General features: G+C 68.5%; 15 protein-coding genes. 2 read left to right on the top strand and 13 right to left on the bottom strand.

Translation table 11 applies throughout. The annotated features are described in order from the left end of the window. Positions 1-22: 22 nt before the first annotated feature. The 8 genes from XarbCFBP7408_RS11105 to XarbCFBP7408_RS11070 form a co-directional block, all read right to left on the bottom strand. A complete protein-coding gene (locus XarbCFBP7408_RS11105; protein WP_104563000.1) occupies positions 23-496 on the bottom strand; it encodes a DUF1456 family protein in 474 nt (157 codons plus the stop codon). 104 nt (positions 497-600) lie between these two features. Next, entirely contained in the window at positions 601-960 is a 360-nt protein-coding gene (uraH, locus tag XarbCFBP7408_RS11100; protein WP_104562999.1) for a hydroxyisourate hydrolase, read from the bottom strand. Further along, positions 930-2,351 carry an FAD-dependent urate hydroxylase HpyO gene (hpyO, locus tag XarbCFBP7408_RS11095; protein WP_104562998.1) on the bottom strand — a complete coding sequence of 474 codons (1,422 nt, stop codon included), beginning with the start codon at positions 2,349-2,351 and terminating at the stop codon, positions 930-932. The genes uraH and hpyO overlap by 31 nt, the downstream gene beginning before the upstream one ends. After that, positions 2,348-2,839 (bottom strand): 2-oxo-4-hydroxy-4-carboxy-5-ureidoimidazoline decarboxylase, encoded by a 492-nt coding sequence (gene uraD, locus XarbCFBP7408_RS11090; protein WP_104562997.1) that lies wholly within the window; start codon positions 2,837-2,839, stop codon positions 2,348-2,350. Before uraD ends, hpyO begins: the two co-directional genes overlap by 4 nt. Next, positions 2,836-3,231, bottom strand: a complete 396-nt coding sequence (hpxZ, locus tag XarbCFBP7408_RS11085; RefSeq protein WP_104562996.1) for an oxalurate catabolism protein HpxZ — start codon at positions 3,229-3,231, stop codon at positions 2,836-2,838. Before hpxZ ends, uraD begins: the two co-directional genes overlap by 4 nt. Then, positions 3,228-4,118, bottom strand: a complete 891-nt coding sequence (gene puuE / locus XarbCFBP7408_RS11080) for an allantoinase PuuE (RefSeq protein WP_104562995.1) — start codon at positions 4,116-4,118, stop codon at positions 3,228-3,230. Before puuE ends, hpxZ begins: the two co-directional genes overlap by 4 nt. After that, positions 4,115-5,371: a pyridoxal-phosphate-dependent aminotransferase family protein gene (locus tag XarbCFBP7408_RS11075; RefSeq protein WP_104562994.1), complete on the bottom strand. Its 1,257-nt coding sequence runs from the start codon at positions 5,369-5,371 to the stop codon at positions 4,115-4,117. The genes puuE and XarbCFBP7408_RS11075 overlap by 4 nt, the downstream gene beginning before the upstream one ends. Beyond that, the gene (locus XarbCFBP7408_RS11070) at positions 5,361-6,632 is read right to left on the bottom strand and encodes an allantoate amidohydrolase (protein ID WP_104562993.1); all 1,272 of its coding nucleotides are present in this window, start codon (positions 6,630-6,632) and stop codon (positions 5,361-5,363) included. Before XarbCFBP7408_RS11070 ends, XarbCFBP7408_RS11075 begins: the two co-directional genes overlap by 11 nt. Positions 6,633-7,063: 431 nt before the next feature. Here XarbCFBP7408_RS11070 and XarbCFBP7408_RS11065 point away from each other — a divergent pair, with 431 nt between their 5' ends. Continuing rightward, a complete protein-coding gene (locus XarbCFBP7408_RS11065; RefSeq protein WP_104562992.1) occupies positions 7,064-7,957 on the top strand; it encodes a LysR family transcriptional regulator in 894 nt (297 codons plus the stop codon). Positions 7,958-8,394: 437 nt separating this feature from the next. Continuing rightward, positions 8,395-9,594, top strand: a complete 1,200-nt coding sequence (locus tag XarbCFBP7408_RS11060) for an MFS transporter (RefSeq protein ID WP_104562991.1) — start codon at positions 8,395-8,397, stop codon at positions 9,592-9,594. 406 nt (positions 9,595-10,000) lie between these two features. Here XarbCFBP7408_RS11060 and gvpU read toward each other — a convergent pair whose 3' ends face one another. The 5 genes from gvpU to XarbCFBP7408_RS11035 form a co-directional block, all read right to left on the bottom strand. Further along, entirely contained in the window at positions 10,001-10,459 is a 459-nt protein-coding gene (gene gvpU / locus XarbCFBP7408_RS11055) for a gas vesicle accessory protein GvpU (protein WP_104562990.1), read from the bottom strand. A 306-nt stretch (positions 10,460-10,765) separates the two neighbouring features. Next, positions 10,766-12,346 (bottom strand): gamma-glutamyltransferase family protein, encoded by a 1,581-nt coding sequence (locus XarbCFBP7408_RS11050; protein ID WP_104562989.1) that lies wholly within the window; start codon positions 12,344-12,346, stop codon positions 10,766-10,768. Beyond that, positions 12,346-13,806 (bottom strand): AtzE family amidohydrolase, encoded by a 1,461-nt coding sequence (locus XarbCFBP7408_RS11045; RefSeq protein WP_104562988.1) that lies wholly within the window; start codon positions 13,804-13,806, stop codon positions 12,346-12,348. The genes XarbCFBP7408_RS11050 and XarbCFBP7408_RS11045 overlap by 1 nt, the downstream gene beginning before the upstream one ends. 4 nt (positions 13,807-13,810) lie before the next feature. Next, positions 13,811-14,992 carry a nucleoside hydrolase gene (locus XarbCFBP7408_RS11040; RefSeq protein ID WP_104562987.1) on the bottom strand — a complete coding sequence of 394 codons (1,182 nt, stop codon included), beginning with the start codon at positions 14,990-14,992 and terminating at the stop codon, positions 13,811-13,813. A gap of 88 nt (positions 14,993-15,080) precedes the next feature. Next, positions 15,081-16,652 (bottom strand): adenosine deaminase family protein, encoded by a 1,572-nt coding sequence (locus XarbCFBP7408_RS11035; protein WP_181106579.1) that lies wholly within the window; start codon positions 16,650-16,652, stop codon positions 15,081-15,083. Positions 16,653-16,943: the final 291 nt, after the last annotated feature.

Here is a 16,943-nt window from a genome sequence, read left to right as displayed (position 1 = left end):
GACGACACCGGCGCCGACAGCGTCAACCCGCTTCGCGCATCCGCGCGGTCAGGCCCTTGAGGAAGGCGCGCAGCAGCTGGTCGCCGCAGGGGCGAAAATTCTTGTGGCCGGGCTGGCGGAACAGCGCGGACAGTTCCGGCTTGGACAGCGGGAAACCGGCGCTGGCGAAGATGGCGTGCATGTCCACGTCTTTCAGCTCGAAGGCCACGCGCAGTTTCTTCAGCACCAGGTTGTTGCCGACGCGGGCTTCCAGCGGGCGCACCGGCTGGCTCCCGTCGCGGCCGCGGAAACGCAGCACCAGGCCATCGAGGAAGCGCGCCAGCATCGCGTCGGTGCAGGGCTCGAAACCGGGCTCGTCTTCCTTCTTCAGCCAGGCCTGTACCTGCGGCTTGTCGAGCGCGAATTCGGGGTCGGCCAGGTGGGTGATCTCCACCACCTTGTCGTCGCTGAGGTCGAGCATGTAGCGGATGCTGCGCAGTACATCGTTGTGGATCATGACAATTCCGGGGCCCCGGCCTGTCGCCGGAAAGGCGCCATTCTACGGGGCCGATGCGGAACGCGGCGTGTGCCCGGCCGGTCCGTCGCCGAACCGGCGGCCGCTCAGCTGCCGCGATAGGTGGAATATCCGTAGGGCGAGAGCAGCAGCGGCACGTGGTAATGGCCGTCGTCGGCGATGCCGAACGCGATCGGCACCTGTTCCAGGAAGGGCGGGTCGGGCAGTGCGGTGCCGGCGGCCCGCCAATAGCCGGCTACCTCGAATTCCAGCCGGTAGCGGCCGGGTTGCAGCGTGAGTGCGGCCAGTTCGGGGCAGCGTCCGTCCTGGTTGGTGACCCCGTCGAAGTGCAGCGTGGCGCCGGCGAACAGGCGCAAGGCGATGCCGGCGGCGGGGCGGCCGGTGGCCGTATCCAGCACATGGGTGGACAGCGTGCTCATGCCACTGCCTGGGTCGGTTGCGGCCATTGGCCGACGAACTCGGGCTGGTCGTAGGCCAGGTAGCTGTCGACGATGGCCTGGCGGTCGTCCAGGAACAGCTGGTCGGCCACCGCGCGGGCCAGCCGCGGCAGCGCGACCTTGAGCCCGGACAGCGCCGCCGCCGAGGGGCCGTGATTGATCAGCGCCGAATAGTTGAAGGCGAACAAGCCGTGCAGCAGTGCGGCATCGTCGGGGGTGCGCGGCAGCAGTTCGAAGCCTGGCCCCAGGTAGGGATGCGCATCCAGCACCGGATTGGCCTGGCCCGGCGGCGGCTGGTAGCGGTCGCCCCAGCAGGCGATGCGCCCGGACAGCGCGGCCAGTTCCGGGCGCAGTTGCGGATCGGTGACCAGGCCGGTGGCAACGGCCAGAAAATCGAAGCGGTGCTCGCCCTGCGGCGTGCGCACCACCACCTCGCCATCGCGCTCGGCCACCTCCAGCCATGGTGCGCCCAGGTGCAGCGCGAAGCCGGCATGCGCGCAGGCGCGCTGGAAGGTGTCGTTGGTCGGCGGCTGGTTGTGCGCGAAGAAGCTGGCCATCATCCGGTACTTGTCCGCATCCGGCAGCGCGAGAAAACGCGGGATGATGCCGGCCTGTTCCATGTGGCGGAACGGATTGATGCGCGGCAATGCGCTGCGGCGCACGAACACCTCGGCACTGGCGACGCCTTGATCCAGCGCGAAACAGGCGTTGTCGAACGCGGAGGCGCCCCCGCCCAGGATGCCCACGCGCTTGCCGGCCAGCGCGGCGAAGTCGATCTGGCCGGAGGTGTGCGCGTAGCGCTGCGCGGGCAGGGCGCGGCTGATCCAGTCCGGCACCACCCACTGGCCGCCGCCCTGGATACCGGTGGCCAGGATCAGCTTGCGCGTGAGCAGCGGCGCGCCCATCGCCAGATGCAGGCGATGGATGCCTGGCGCCACGTCCGGCTCCACCCGCGCCAGCCGGGTGGCATTGCGCACCGGCAGGCGCAGCACCGCGCGGTACCAGCGCAGGTAGTCCATCCAGCGGCCGCGCGGGATCTTGTCCAGCGCGTCCCAGCCGGCGCCCCCGTGCTGGGCCTCCCACCAGGCGCGGAAGGTCAGCGATGGCACGCCCAGGTCGATCGAGGTGATCTGCTTGGGCGTGCGCAAGGTCTGCATGCGCGCGTAGGTCACCCACGGACCTTCCTGCCCGGCCGGGTTCTCATCGATGACCAGCAGGTTGTGCACGCGCTCGCGTTGCAGTGCGAACGCCGCGCCCAGGCCGCTCTGGCCGGCGCCGACGATGACCACGTCGTACACATGCCCGGCCGGATGCACGCGCGGCTGCGTCCATGCATCGCCGCCATGGGCCAGGCGTTGCAGGTCGTGATGGAGCTCGCGTTCGAGTTGGGCCAGGCTCATGGCAGTGCCTCCAGGCGCAGTTGCACGATCTTGCCGATCTCGGCGAGGGCGGTGGACAGTTCTTCGCTGCGCGAGGCATCCAGCCGGCGTTCCAGCGCGGCCAGGATGCCGGCCTTGTCGTGCAGCCGCACGCAGATCACGAACGGGAATCCGAACCGGTGGCGGTAGGCCTGATTGAGCGCGTGGAAGCGCTTGAATTCGGCTTCGCTGAGCCGGTCCAATCCGGCCGAGGCCTGCTCGGCGGCCGATGCGGCGGTGAGCGTGCGGTCGATCGCCGCCTTGCCGGCCAGCTCCGGATGCGCGCGGATCAACGCAACCTGGTCCTCCTGCGACGCGTCGAACACCACCTGCATCAGCCCGCGGTACACATCGGCGAACGGGCGCCGCCGCGCAGCGCGTTCGACCACCCACGGCGAATGCTCGAACAGCTCGCGGTAGCGCGCCACGAAGGCGGCATCGTCCAGCACGCTGTCGTCGGTTACGCTCATGCATGCGTCCCCTGCAGCGAGACATGCGCGGCCACCACTTTCCAGCCGTCGGCAAAACGCACCCAGCTCTGGCTCTGGCGGCCACGCGCACTGCTGCCGTCGCGGATGAATTCTGCGTGCGTGGTGGCGAAGTCGTGGCCGAAGCCATGCACCTGCACATGCACAAGCCGGCGTTGCGGCGAGCCGCCGCGGCCGATGCGGAAGGCGCGGATCGCCTCGATGCCGTACAGCACCTCGCCCACGCCATAGCGTACCGTGCTGGGTGCGGGGTGGAACAGCGCGTCCATTGCGGCGATGTCGTCGTCCATCAGGGCCTGTTCGTAGGCGTGGAAGGCGGCGGTCACTTGCGCGATCACCTCGGGCAGGTCGATGTCGTCGGTGCCGATGCTCATGCCGGATGCACCTGCAGCCAATGCCGCGCGATATCGATGCGGCGCGCAATCCAGGCATCGCCGCTGGCGAGCACGTGATCGACGAAACGTGCCAGGGCCGCCGCGCGCGCCGGCTTGCCGACGATGCGCCCGTGCAGGCCGACCGACAGCATGCGCCCGCCTTCGCTGCGCAGTTGCTCGAAGCCATCGCGCAGATAGCGGAAGAACGGCTCGCCATCGGCAAAGCCGTTGTAGGCGACGAATTTCATGTCGTTGGCGTCCAGCGTGTACGGCACGATCAACTGCGCACGGCCGTGCCGATGGTCGTAGTACGGCACATCGTCGGCGTAGCTGTCGGCGTCGTAGACGAAGCCGCCTTCCTCGGCGACCAGCCGCGCGGTGTTGGGGCTGGTGCGGCCCTGGTACCAGCCCAGCGGGCGGCTGCCGGTGGCGCGGGTGTGCACGGCGATGGCTTCGGCGATATGCGCACGCTCGGTGGCCGCATCCACATGCTGATAATCGATCCAGCGCAGGCCGTGGCTGGCAATCTCCCAATCTGCGGCCTGCATCGCGGCGACCGCTTCGGGATTGGAGGCCAATGCCTGCGCCACGCCGAATACGGTCACCGGCACCTTGCGCGCAGTGAACAACCGATGCAGCCGCCAGAAGCCGGCACGGCTGCCGTATTCGTACAGGCTTTCCATCGCCATGGCACGCGCGCCGGGCTGCGCTTGCGTGCCGACCATCTCCGACAGGAAGGCTTCCGAGCCGGCATCGCCGTTGAGCACGCAGTTTTCCGCGCCCTCTTCGTAATTGATGACGAACTGCACCGCGATGCGTGCGCCACCGGGCCACTGCGCCGCAGGCGGGGTGGCGCCATAGCCGACCAGGTCGCGCGCTGCGTTCATGCCTGCGGCTCCGCGTGCCAGGCGGCCAGAGCGGCTTCCACCGCCAGCCCTGGTGTGCAGGCGTAGCCTTCGGCGCGCAGCACCGCTTCCAGCGCGGCCAGGGTGATCAGCACCTTGTGTTTCATCGCGTTGTAGCCCATCGCGCCGATGCGCCAGATCCTGCCCTGCAGCGGCCCGAACGCGGTGCCGATCTCGATCTCGAAATCCTCGCGCATGCGCCGGCGCACCGCATCGCTGTCGATGCCGTGCGGAATCACCACGCCGGTGACATTGGTCATGCGGTGCGCATCGTCGCCGAATACCTCCAGCCCCAGTGCGCGGATGCCGGCGCTGACCGCACGCCCGGCCGCAGCGTGGCGGGCGAAGCGGGCGTCCAGGCCTTCCTGCAGCGCCACGCGTGCGCATTCGCGGGCACCGTACAGCATGGTGGTGGCTTCGGTGTGGTGGTTGAGGCGCTTGTCCGACCAGTAATCCATGATCATCGCCAGATCGAAATAATTCGAGGCGATGCGCGGCCCGCTGCCGTTGACGATGTCGGCGCGCACGATGCCGCGTTCGACATGCCGGCGCGCGAAGATCGCCTCGGCCGCCGTGTCGGAGACGGTGATCGGCGCCGAGCCGGACGGCCCGCCCAGGCATTTCTGCAGGCCGCCGGTGACCACGTCCACGTCCCAGCGGTCGCTGGCGATGGGCATGCCGCCGATGGTGGCAGTGGCATCCACGTAACTCAGCGCGCCGGCCGCGCGGCACAGCGCGCCGAGGCCATCCAGCGGCTGGGCCATGGTGGTGGAGGTGTCGCCGTGCACGGTAGCGACCAATTTGGGTGCCACGCGCTCGATCGCCTCGGCAATGGCAGCAAGCGGCAGCACTTCGCCCCAGGGCGCATCCACGGTGTGCACGTCGGCACCGAGCCGGCCCAGGATCTCGGTGAGCAGCAGGCCGAAGCGGCCGAAGTTGATCACCAGCACGCGCTCGCCCGGGCTGACCAGCGACACCAGCGCCGCTTCGATGCCGGCGCGCGCGGTGCCGTCGACCAGAAACGTCCAGCGATTCTCGGTGCCGAACAGCGGCCGGTACAGCGCCATCACCTCGTTCATGTAGGTGGTCATTTCCGGATCGAACTGGCCGAGCAGATCGGCGGCCATCGCACGCAGCACGCGCGGATGCGCATTGACCGGACCCGGGCCCATCAACAGCCGTTGCGGGGGATCGAGCTCGCCGAAGGTGTGCAGGTGACGCAGATCAGGTGACAAGGGGATCTCCCAGGTGTTCGATGAAGTGGCGCATGACCGCCAGTGCGAGCTCGGCATCGGCCGGGGCCACGTGTTCGTCCGGATGATGGCTGATGCCGCCGGCGCAGCGCACGAACAGCATTGCAGTGGGGCAGAGCGCGGCCATCACCATCGCATCGTGGCCGGCGCCGGACACCAGCCGGCGTGGCACGATGCCTTGTGCGGCGACTGCGTGTGCCAGGCGGCTCATCAATGCCGGCGCGCAGGGGCTGGCGGCCAGCGTCTGCAACGGGTCGATGGCGATGGCGATGTTGCGGGTTTTGCTGATACGGGCCAGGGCGCGTTCGATCTCCAGCACTGCCGCATCGCGCCTTGCATCGTCGCCGGCACGCACGTCCAGCGTGCAGTCCACCCGGCCGGGCACCACGTTGGTGGCACCGGGTGCGACCTGCAGCTTGCCGATCGTGGCGACCAGGTCGTCGCTGCCGGCGCGTGCAATCCCTTCGATCGCCAGCAAGGCCTCGGCAGCGGCGCTCAATGCATCGCGACGCAAGGCCATGGTGGTGGTGCCGGCGTGGCCGGCGCGGCCGTCGAAGCGCAGCGCAAAGCGCCGTTGCGCGGCGATCGCGGTGACGATGCCGACCGGCAGGCCTTCGGCTTCCAGCACCGGGCCTTGTTCGATATGCGTTTCCAGATAGGCCAGCACGCTGCCGGGCGCGCGTGCGGCCTGCTGTATGTGCGCGATGTCCAGATCCCAGTCGGCCAGCGCGCTGGCCACGTCGGTGCCGGCCGCGTCGGTGACCGCCAGCATGGCGGGGTCGAGCGTGCCGGCGACTGCGCGGCTGCAGAACATCGAGGCAGGAAAGCGCGACCCTTCCTCGTCGCCGAAGGCGATCACCTCGATCGCGAACGGCAGGCGCCGGCCCTGGGCATGCAGCGCGGCGACGCATTCGATGCCGAGCAGGATGCCGAGCGGGCCGTCATAGCGCCCGGCATCGCGCACGCTGTCCAGGTGGCTGCCGATCAGCAGCGCCGGTGCGTCGGCACGCGCGCCTTCGTAGCGGCCGATCAGGTTGGCCGCTGCATCCAGTCGCACCTGCATGCCGGCCTGGCGCATCCATTCCCCCACCTGTGCGACGGCGGCGCGATGCGCCGGGCTGAGCCAGGCGCGGAACAACCCGCCGGGCGTGTCGCTGTAGGGCGGAACACCCAGGGCGTCGCAGCGGGCGACCGCGCGTGCGCCCGAGCTGTGGACGGGTGAGCTGCGTTGCGCGCTCAGCATGGGGTGCCGTGCGGGTGTGTTGTTGCAAAGGAGCTGCCAGGACCGCGATGCGACAGGGACTGATGCATGAGGCCTCCGCAGGCGGTGTGGAAAGGGGGCGGATATCGCCAACATTGGTCGCCTCGCCATGGCATCAGGTGCTTGCGCGGCAGGCGGCGGCCGTCGAATCGACTATACGAACCGGCCCCGTCACCCCAAAGCGGTTTTTTTAGGGCCGGGCGTTGCAAAAAATGCGACAGGCAGCGTGTGGCTGGCTTTGTTCCTTCTCCCGCCGGGAGAAGGTGCCCGAAGGGCGGATGCGGGTGCGGCAGCGTCGAGACAGCTGAGCAGCCGTACCCTCACCCCAACCCCTTTCCCGCAGGAGCGGGGCTTTGGGATTCCTCTTTCACCGGCTGCTACAGTCATGTGGATTCCATGAAAGAGATTCACCAATGGCGCGCGACAACTTCAAGGACCTGCTGGCGCTGATCGCCATCGTTCGCGAGGGCAGCTTTACCCGCGCCGCCGCCAAGCTGGGCGTTTCGCAATCGGCGCTGAGCCATACCATTCGCGGGCTGGAAGCGACGCTGGGCCTGCGCCTGCTGACCCGCACCACGCGCAGCGTGGCGCCCACCGAAGCCGGCGAGCGGCTGATCCAGACGGTGGCGCCGCGCTTTGCCGAAATCGAGCAGGCGCTGTCTGCGCTCGGCGAAATGCGCGACACGCCCGCAGGCAGCGTGCGCATCACCGCCACCGACTACGCCGCGCGCGCGATCCTGTGGCCCAAGCTGTCCGGGTTGCTGCGCGACTACCCGGAGATCAAGGTCGAGATCGTGGTCGACAACGGCCTGACCGACATCGTCGCCGACCGTTACGACCTGGGCGTGCGGCTGGGCGACCAGGTCGAAAAGGACATGATCGCCGCGCGCATCGCGCCGGACAGGCGCATGGCCATCGTCGCCGCGCCGTCCTATCTCGCGCGTCGGCCCATCCCCAGGACGCCGCAGGATCTCACCGCGCACAGCTGCATCAACCTGCGCATGCAAACCGCCGGTGGCATCTACGCCTGGGAGCTGGAGAAAGACGGACGCGAAGTCATCGTGCGCGTGGATGGCCAGCTGACCTTCAATGGCACCTACGAAGCGCTGGACGCGGCGGTGGACGGCTTCGGCATCGCGTTCGTGCAGGAGGATCTGGCACGCCCGCATATCAAGGCCGGGCGGCTGCGCTGGGTGATGAAGGACTGGTCGCCGACCTGGCCGGGCTTGCACGCATTCTACCCCAGCCGCCGCCATTGCTCGCCCGCCTTCAACCTCGTCGTGGATGCGCTGCGCTACAAGGGCTGAAGGATCTGCCGCGTTGCCGGCATCATTGGTGCGCGAATCCAGCATATATGCAGGCCCAGCGGCCGATCGTTCCGCTGCGAGCGCAGCACGAGCACGCGTCTGCGCTGCGCTTGCGCAAGTCGGTGTCGGTGGAAGGCGCAGCATCACGCTGCAGACACGCGGTTGATGAGTGGACTTCATAAGCCCGTGCCGATCCGCCATCTTTATCGCCGCCCACTGCCTGCGTAAGCTGCAGCACCTTCGGACACGCGCATGCCCGAGCCGCAGCACCCGTTGCTGCATTGCGCCCGGCGTGCGTCGCTGCGCTGGCAGGTCGGTGCAGTGCATCGCTGCCTGCGGCGCATCCCCTCCGAACACCAGGTTCGCGATCGAGCGCGGCGTCAGCGCGCTTGCGGCGTGGCGTTCGTCTCGCATCCCACTTTGCACAAGGGCTCCACATGCACGCCAGTTCGCTCGCTACCGATCCATCCTCGCGTGCCGCACCCGTCGCAACCCGCCAGACCTGGAGCGCGGTCGGCTCGATGTCGCTCTGCGTTGCGCTGTTGATCGCCTCCGAATTCATGCCGGTCAGCCTGCTCACGCCGATCGCCGCCGATCTGCACGCCAGTGCCGGCATGGCCGGCCAGGCGATCTCGATCTCCGGCCTGTTCGCGGTGGTCGCCAGCCTGCTGATCGCACCGCTGTCGTCGCGCTTCAACCGGCGCCATGTGTTGATCGCCCTGACCGGAGTGATGCTGGTGTCGCTGCTGTCGATCGCCAATGCGCACAGCTTCGGCATGTTGATGGTGGCGCGCGCGTTGCTCGGCATCACCATCGGCGGCTTCTGGGCGTTGTCCACCGCCACGGTGATGCGCATCGTGCCCGAGCATGTGGTGCCCAAGGCCTTGGGCATCATATTTATCGGTAACGCGGTCGCTGCCGCCTTCGCAGCGCCGCTGGGCAGCTATGTGGGCGCCAGCATCGGCTGGCGCGGGGTGTTCTGGGGCATGCTGCCGCTGGTGGCGCTGACCATCGCCTGGCAATGGCGCAGCCTGCCGTCGATGCCCATGCGGGGCGCCACGTCGCTGGGCAGCAGCGTCACCTTGTTGAAGCGTCGCTATGTGGCGCGCGCCATGCTGGCGGTGATGCTCGGATTTGCCGGCGCGTTTTCTGCGTTCACCTACTTCCGCCCGTTTCTGGAAACCGTTGCGCAGGTCGATGTCTCGCAACTGTCGTTGCTGCTGCTCGGCCTGGGCCTGGCTGGATTCGTCGGTACCTATGCCGCCACCGCGCTGGTGCCGAAGCGCTTGTTCACCCTGCTCGGCGTGCTGCCGGTCGCGCTGGGCGTGGCGACCATCGGCATGCTGCTGGCCGGGCATCTGCTGTGGGCGGTGGCGGTGGCGATGATTGCCTGGGGCTCGCTCAACTCGGCGATGCCGGTGGCCTGGTCCACCTGGTTGAGCCGTTGCGTCAAGGACGCACCGGAAAGCGGTGGCGGCCTGATGGTTGCCGCAATCCAGCTTTCCATCATGCTGGGCGGTGCCGCAGGCGGCGTGCTGCTGGATCATGTGTCGATCGGCGCCACCTTTGTCGGAGCCAGCATGTTGCTGCTGGCCTCGTCACTGGTTGCAGGCCGGGGCGATCGTCTGCAGCCGTGAGCGATGGCGAGCGCACGGTGCAGCGCGCATTGCGTGGACGCCGGTTCGTGTCGCGCAACGACGCCGCAGGCAACAGCGGATTTTGCTCAAGCGCATCGCGCACGAAGCTCACGAACGCGCGTCCTGGACGGCAATCGGCTTGCCCGCCGTCGCAAGCGCCATCGGCGACAGCTCGCCGCGCACGCTCGAGGTGACTGCGTAGGCATTGCCGCGTGGCCGGTGCTGCTGCCATTGGAGCCGCGCCGCTCTGGTGCCGGGAACCAACCGAAGCGGTTGGCGCGCGCAAGGTTGGCGGCAAGCGCAGGCACGCTTGGCTGCTATGCGGTGGTGGAGTGCTCCTGGCACTCTCTCCGCCAGTCCAATGTGCGATGACGAGCACCTCATACCAACGTGGAACTTGCCAGGCTCAATCGGCCGACAGCGAGCCCAGGGTGAAGCCGGACACGGCATTGATCTTGCCGCGCCAGAGCACACCACGGTTGCTGGGCAGGGGCTGGCCGCCGGGCGAGAAGCAACGCGATTCGATCAGGTGGATGAACTGCGGCGGCCGGCTGCTTTGCTGCGCATCTTCCTCGGTGTCGTAGATGCTGGCGTGGCTGGCAAACGCACGGCGGATATCCTCTTTTTCTTCCGCGTCGCCGGGATAGGCGGTAGAGAACTCCTGCGCAAACGCCTCGAAGTATTGCTTGCCGCTGACCAGCTGGCCGGACACGATGATGCCTTCGACAAACAGCGTGATGCCGAACTGCACGTTCCAGGTGTTGACGGTTGCGACCAGTTTCTGCAAATACCAATCCAGGCTCTGGCCGTCGAACGCCAGCTTGACGTCTTCCAGGGTTGGTTGGTTGTCTTCTTGCTCTGTCATATGGCTCTCCTTGGTGGAAGAACGGGTGATGCGTCTGTCGAAATAAGCGTGGCGAAGTCCCTACCCATCGCCTTGCATGCCCAAGAAAGCCGGGACGTCGTGTCCAGTGATCGGCGTGGTTGAGTCCGCCATCGTCGCCTTGGAGAGCATGCCCAGAGTCTATGCCATGTTTACCGTGTCGGCCCGCACCCGGCTGGGGTCTGGATCCTGAGCGCCAGCCGGTGCTGGGGTGCAGGCGGACGCTCCGACCCGATGGCTCGATCGGCGGGCAGCGAGGTCCGCCCGTCACCGCGCAACGCCCGACCATCACCACCCAGCCACCGCACCATCGGATCGCGGATCGCTTGCCCCGGCGATCACGCCATCCAGCTCGCGCACCAGCGCGCCTGCGTGTCCCATCACCGAGGTGTAGGCGGGCAACACGTCCACCGCATGCCCGGCATCGCGCAGTGCCTGCACCAGCGCTGGATCAAAGCGGTCTTCCAGCTTGAGTGACGTGCTGTCTTCGCCCCAGGTGCGGCCCAACAACCAGCGTGGTGTGGTGATGGCCTGTTGCAGCGGCACGCCGAAACGCGCGTAGCGGGAGAAGATCGCCGCCTGGGTCTGTGGCTGGCCTTCGCCGCCCATGGTGCCGTAGGCCATGACGCGGCCGTCGTCGAAGGTGGCCAGCGCCGGGTTGAGGGTGTGGAAGGGTTTGCGCCCAGGGGCGAGCGCGTTCCAGCCGTCGGGCGCGAGGCGGAAACTGCAGCCACGGTTCTGCCAGGTGATGCCGGTGCGCGGCAGCACCAGGCCGGAGCCGAATTCGAAATAGGTGGACTGGATGCAGCTGACCGCGCGGCCGTGCGCGTCGATGGCGCCGAACCAGACGGTGTCGCCGGCCTGCGAGGGCTGCGGCCAGGGCAGTGCGCTGCGCATGTCGATGCGTGCGGCGAGCGCATCCAGTGCGCCACTGTCATCGAGCAGCGCCTGTGCGTCCAGCGTCATCCAGGCGGGGTCGCCGAGGTGTGCGTCGCGGATCAGGAAGGCCTGTTTGCTGGCTTCGATCAGGCCATGGAGGTGCGCATAGCTGTCGGGCTGTTCGACCTGCAGGCGATCGAACAAGGCAAGGATCAGCAGCGAGGCGAGGCCTTGCGTGGGCGGTGCGTGGTTGTAGAGGCGCGCACCGCGGATGGCGACCGAGAGCGGCACGCTGGGCTCGGCATGGTGGCGTGCGAGATCGTGCGCGCGCAGCGGGCTGCCGAGCGCCTGCAGGTCGGCGGCGATGTCGTCGGCCAGTGCGCCGCGATAGAAACTGTCCAGGCCGTGGTCGGCCAGCCGTTGCAGGGTATGTGCGAGCTGCGTCTGATACAGCAGTGCGCCTTCGTGCAGCGGCGCGCCGTGGGGTTCGAAGATGTCGGCGTAGGCACCGGGCTGCACGCGCAGTTCGGCGCCCTTGCTGGCGGCGATGTGCGCGCCGCCCAGCGTCACCGGCACGCCGGCGCTGGCGTGGTGGATGGCGTCCTGCAACAGGCGCTGCAGCGACAGATTGCCGCCTGCCTGCTGCAGGGCGAGCGCCCAGCCGGCGACGGTGCCGGCGACGGTATTGGCCGCGCCCGGGCCGCGCCACGGAATGCTGCGGTGGCCGCGATAGAACTCCAGTGTCGCAGCCTGTGCGGCACGGCCGCAGGCGTCGATGGCGTGCACGCGGCCGTCGGGGTCGTGGATCAGCCAGAAGCCGTCGCCACCGATACCGGTCATGTGCGGGTAGACCACGGCCAGGCAGGCGGCGGTGGCGACGGCCGCTTCGATGGCATTGCCGCCGTCGCGCAGCACATCGCGCCCGGCCTGTGCGGCCAGATGGTGCGGGGCCACGATCATGCCGCGGCGTGCGCGCAAGGTGTGCAGCATCAGCGTGTCTCCGCCGGGGGGCTGAAGGCGAGCAGTCCGTCGCGTTCGAGTTGCGCGGCGAGTGCGAACAGGCGGTCTTCGCGGCCGGGTGCGGCAATCAGCTGCACGCCCAGCGGCAGGCGACCGGGGCGCGGCAACGGCGCGGCCAGCACCGGGCAGGCGGCCAGGCCGAGCGGCTGGGTGAAGATCCCCAGGTTGGCGCGTGCGGACACTGGCAGGCCGTCGATCTGGATGCTGTCCTGGTCGATGCGCGGTGCCACGCAGGGGGTGGCCGGCGCGATCAACACGTCCACCTCGTCCCAGAGGCGCTGCATGGCGGCGCCAAACCACTGCGCGAAGCGGTGCGCATCGGCCACCGCGCTGGCGGGTAGTTGCAGGCCGGCGAGCAGGCGGTCGCGGGTGGCCGGGTCGAACCACTCGGCCTGCGTGCTCAGGCCGGCGCGGTGGCGGTGGCCGCCCTCGGCAGCGGTGAGCACGAAGGCGGCGGCGCGGGCGCGTTCTGCTTCGGGTAATTCGATGCTGGTGACGCTATTGCAGGCGGTCAGCAACGTGCCGAGGCCGGCATCCAGCTCGGGATCCAGGTTGCGCTGGAACCAGCCGCCCAGGCGGGCGACGCGCAGGCTGCCGGCATTGCACGACGCCAGCGGGCGACCGAGCATGACTTCATGGACGCGGCGCAGGTCGGCGATGGAGCTGGCGAACGGGCCGACCACGTCCAGCGCATCGACGAAGCCGAACACCCCATCCAGCGGCAACGCGCCATGCGTGGGGCGCAGGCCGTACACGCCGCACAGCGCGGCCGGGACGCGGATGGAGCCGTTGGTGTCCGAGCCCAGCGCGAACGGCACCAGCCCGGCGGCCACCGCGGCGGCCGAGCCGCCCGACGAGCCACCGGCCAGATGACGGTGGTCGTGCGGGTTGGCGGTGGTGCCGTAGTGCGCGTTGACGGTGGCGAAGCCGTAGGCGAATTCGTCCATGTTGGCGGTGCCGACCAGCACCGCGCCGGCGTCGCTCAGCCGTTGCACCACGGCCGCATCGCGGCTGGCGGGCGCGCAGTGCGCGCGCATGACGGCACCGGCGGTGGTGACCTGGCCGGCGACGTCGAACAGATCCTTGACCACGAACGGCACGCCGGCCAACGCACCGCCATCGCTGCCGCCGGCCAGCGCGGCCTGCACGCGCGCGGCATCGGCGGCGGCGCGTGCGGGCAGCAGGCGGGTGATCGCACGCAGGCTGCCGTTGGCCTGGTTGATGCGCGTGAGCGTCTGCGTGGCAAGGCGTGCGGCCAGGCTGGGCTGGCTGCGGGTGGTGCTGACGATGGAGGCGATCAGCCCGCGCGGCGTGGTGGTGTCCGGCGCGGCGGGGCGCGGCGCACTGAAGCTGGCGAGCAGCTGCGCGTGGCCACGCAGGACCTCGGTATTGCGATCGATGCCGGCCTGCCACTGCGCTGGGAGTTGCATGGGGTCACCTGGTTGGGAGCGGGGATTCGCTACTTGGGATTCGGGATTGGGATGCCGCTGCCTCATCCGCGCCTCGGGCAGCTTCTCCCGAGGGGAGAAGGGGGAGCGGCAGGCCGACTGCTGGTGGTTGCGGTGCGGTGAGATGGTCTACCAGCAATTGTTCGAACGCTTCGATATCCACTGCGTGCACCACGGTCTGGGCCTGCTCGCCCAGCCCCGGCTGGTACCCCGGTGCCCACGACAGGATGTCGCCATATCCGGCATCGAACGCGGTGTTGGTATCGACGTAGAGCGTCTCGGTCCGTGTCGCCAGCTCGGGCCGCAGCCACACCGCGGTGGCCAGCTCGTCCCACATCGGAAAGCCCGGTTCGCTGCGGCGCAAGGCCTGGCCGATGCTGGTGTCGGCCGCGCTCATGCGCGCCATCAGGTCGGGCGTGAGTTCGGTCGCGGTCGATGGGTCCACCGGCACCATGGTGATCCTGCGCCAGGGGGCGCGCATGACGATGCTGGCCGCTTCCGGATCCCAGCGGATATTGAATTCGCGGCGTGGCGAGTTGACGAACTCGCGTGCGAACTGCTGCGCGCTGATGCTGTTGCGTTGCTGGCGCGGGTTGAGGCTGCCGCCCATGTAGACCAGCTCGCGCGCCAGCGTGGCGAAGGTCGGATCCAGCGACTGCGCAAGCGCCAGATTGGTCAACGGGCCGGTGGCAATGATGCTCACCTGGCCCGGATACTGGCGCACCATGCGCAGCATGAACAATGCGGCCGGCTCGTCGGACGCGCGCACCACGCTGGGATTGCCCAACGGCAGGTCGGGCACCACGTCGTGGGCGTGATAACGCGGCGCGCTTTGCACGGTGTCGCCATCCACCCAGTGCCTGGTCCAGGCACCTTTCCAGACCAGCTTGCCGTAGAGCGCTTCCCAGCGCTCGGTGGCCAGTTCGCTGTTGAGCAGCGGATGCACCGGGCCGGGCAGCACCGGGATGTTGGGGTGACCGGCCAATTCCAGCAGGCGGCAGCTATGTGCCAGCACTTCGTCGCGCCAGATGTTGCCGCTGACCGCGCTGATGCCCAGCACCTCGACCTCGGGCGACTGCAACAGCAGCAGCTGCGCGGGCGTGAAGCCGTCGATGTCGTCTTCGAGAATGACGCGGCGTCTGGATGAGGGGGCGTGTGGGTCGGTCATTGCGTTTTGTCGTGGAAGGCTGAAGGCATTGCAGCGGCGATGGATCGGAAGTCGCGTTGGTAGGAGCGTGCCTGCGCGCGACGGGGGGTTACCGGTAAAGCCCGTTCGCGCTCTGGCGCGCTCCTACCTGCAACAACGTGCGCTCGTACTGGGCCAGGTCGGTTTCCAGCTGCCATTGCAGCCGGGCCTTCTCGCTGCCCTGGCGGAATGCGCGACAGACGCCATCATCGGTTTCGCGCTGCAACGCAGTGGCGCAGGCCTGCGCAGCGTTACCGTCGGCATCCCATAGGCTGGTGCCCGGCAGGAAGCTGTAGGTCAGGCCGTTGCGGGCGAGCTGCTTGAGGGTAAGGTAATCGATGCCTTGTTCCTGCATCGCGCGTTGATATTCGTGGGTCATGTCCGCGCGCGCGACGCCGGCATCGTCGGTGGACAGCACCACCGGCACGCCGGCGCGCAGATACATCGCCAGCGGATGTGCGGCGCCTTTGACGCCGAGGATCACATCGTTGCTGGTGAGGTTGATCTCCACCGCAACCTGCTGGCGGCGCATGCGCTGCAGCAGGCCGCCGGCGTCGTCTTCATAAGGCAGGTCCACGCCATGCCCGATGCGGCGCGCACCGGCGTCCACCGCCTGGCGGATATGCGAGCGCAGTTGCGCCGGCGGCACCAGGCCCAGGGCCAGCTCGCCGGCATGCAGGGACAGCGGCACGTCGGGATAGCGCTCGGCGAAGAAGCGGAACATCGCCATGTGCCGCGCGTAATCGGCCAGCGCCACCGGATTGTCTTCGGGCGCGACGATGTTCAACGCCACCGCGCGGCTGCCGCCGGCGGCGATCAGCGCATGCGCCAGCGCCATCTGCCCGAACACCATCGGCTGCGGCAACACGCGCAGCACGTAAGGCACGTAGCGGTAGGTGACCTGGCAGCCGGGACGTGCATCGGGCTGGTCGCAGTGCAGCACGCGGCGCACCTGGGCATCGGTGTCGGCAAGCGCGCGTTGTGCGGCCTGCACCAGCGGCGGCAAGGCATCCTGCAAGGCGCGCAGGTTGGCCGCGTCGTCGTCGCCCTTCCAGGGCAAGGACTGCATCTGTCTGGCCGCCTCATCCATCTGCGGCGGATTGGCGATGATTTCCACATAGGGCACACGGTCGCGTGCGGCCTGCTCCAGCACCGCGGCCACGGTGTCGGCAACGCGCGTGCGCACCACCGCGTCGAACTTGCCGAAGGTGCCGAAGAACTGACCGTGTCCGGTGGGTTGCGCTGGGCTGGGCAGGAACTTGCGCATCGACAAGGCATCCACCACCCGGCCATACAGCGCGGCATTGCGCGTTGCTAGGTCGCGTGCCGGCTCCTGGCCGTTGCCACACGGCGGCGCGCGCAGGCTCAGGTCGTCCAGTTGCACGCAGGCGCCATCCTCGCTGGCCCACTGCAGGTAGTCCTCGGCATACACCGAGCCGGACAGATGGTTATGCAGGTCGCCGCCCTTGGGCATCGCCTGCAGCCAGGCACGCAGCTGCGCAGGCTGATCGGCGGCGGTGCGCAGCAGCTGCGCCACCTGCTGCTCGCGTTGCTGTGCAGGGGTGGCTTGGCTGCGTGCCGGTGCGGCGGTGGGCAACAGCAGGCATAGCGCCACAATCAGACTGCGATGAACGATGGACATGCGATGGAAAGCCCGGGAAGAACGGCAATGGCGCGATTACGCCGCCGGTAGATGCGAAGCATGCCCTGCATGCGTGGTGGACGGCCAGCGCCGGAGTGGTTTTTTTGCTGACGCTGAAAGTCGTGTTGATGGGCGGATGCCCGGGTGAGGTTGCAAGGCGGCTTAGTGCTGCATGAGGCACTAAGCCGCCATCAATGCCTGCGGATCGACAAGCGCTGCTTCGTCGCTTGCGGATCTCCCGCAGCGTCCCGCTCATCGGCACACCAGGCCTGACGCTGCACACCAGCGCAG

This window comes from Xanthomonas arboricola pv. guizotiae (genome assembly GCF_002940205.1).
GTDB lineage: Bacteria > Pseudomonadota > Gammaproteobacteria > Xanthomonadales > Xanthomonadaceae > Xanthomonas > Xanthomonas arboricola_C.
Note: the sequence above shows the minus strand (reverse complement) of the source record. Positions and strands in the feature narration are given on the sequence as shown.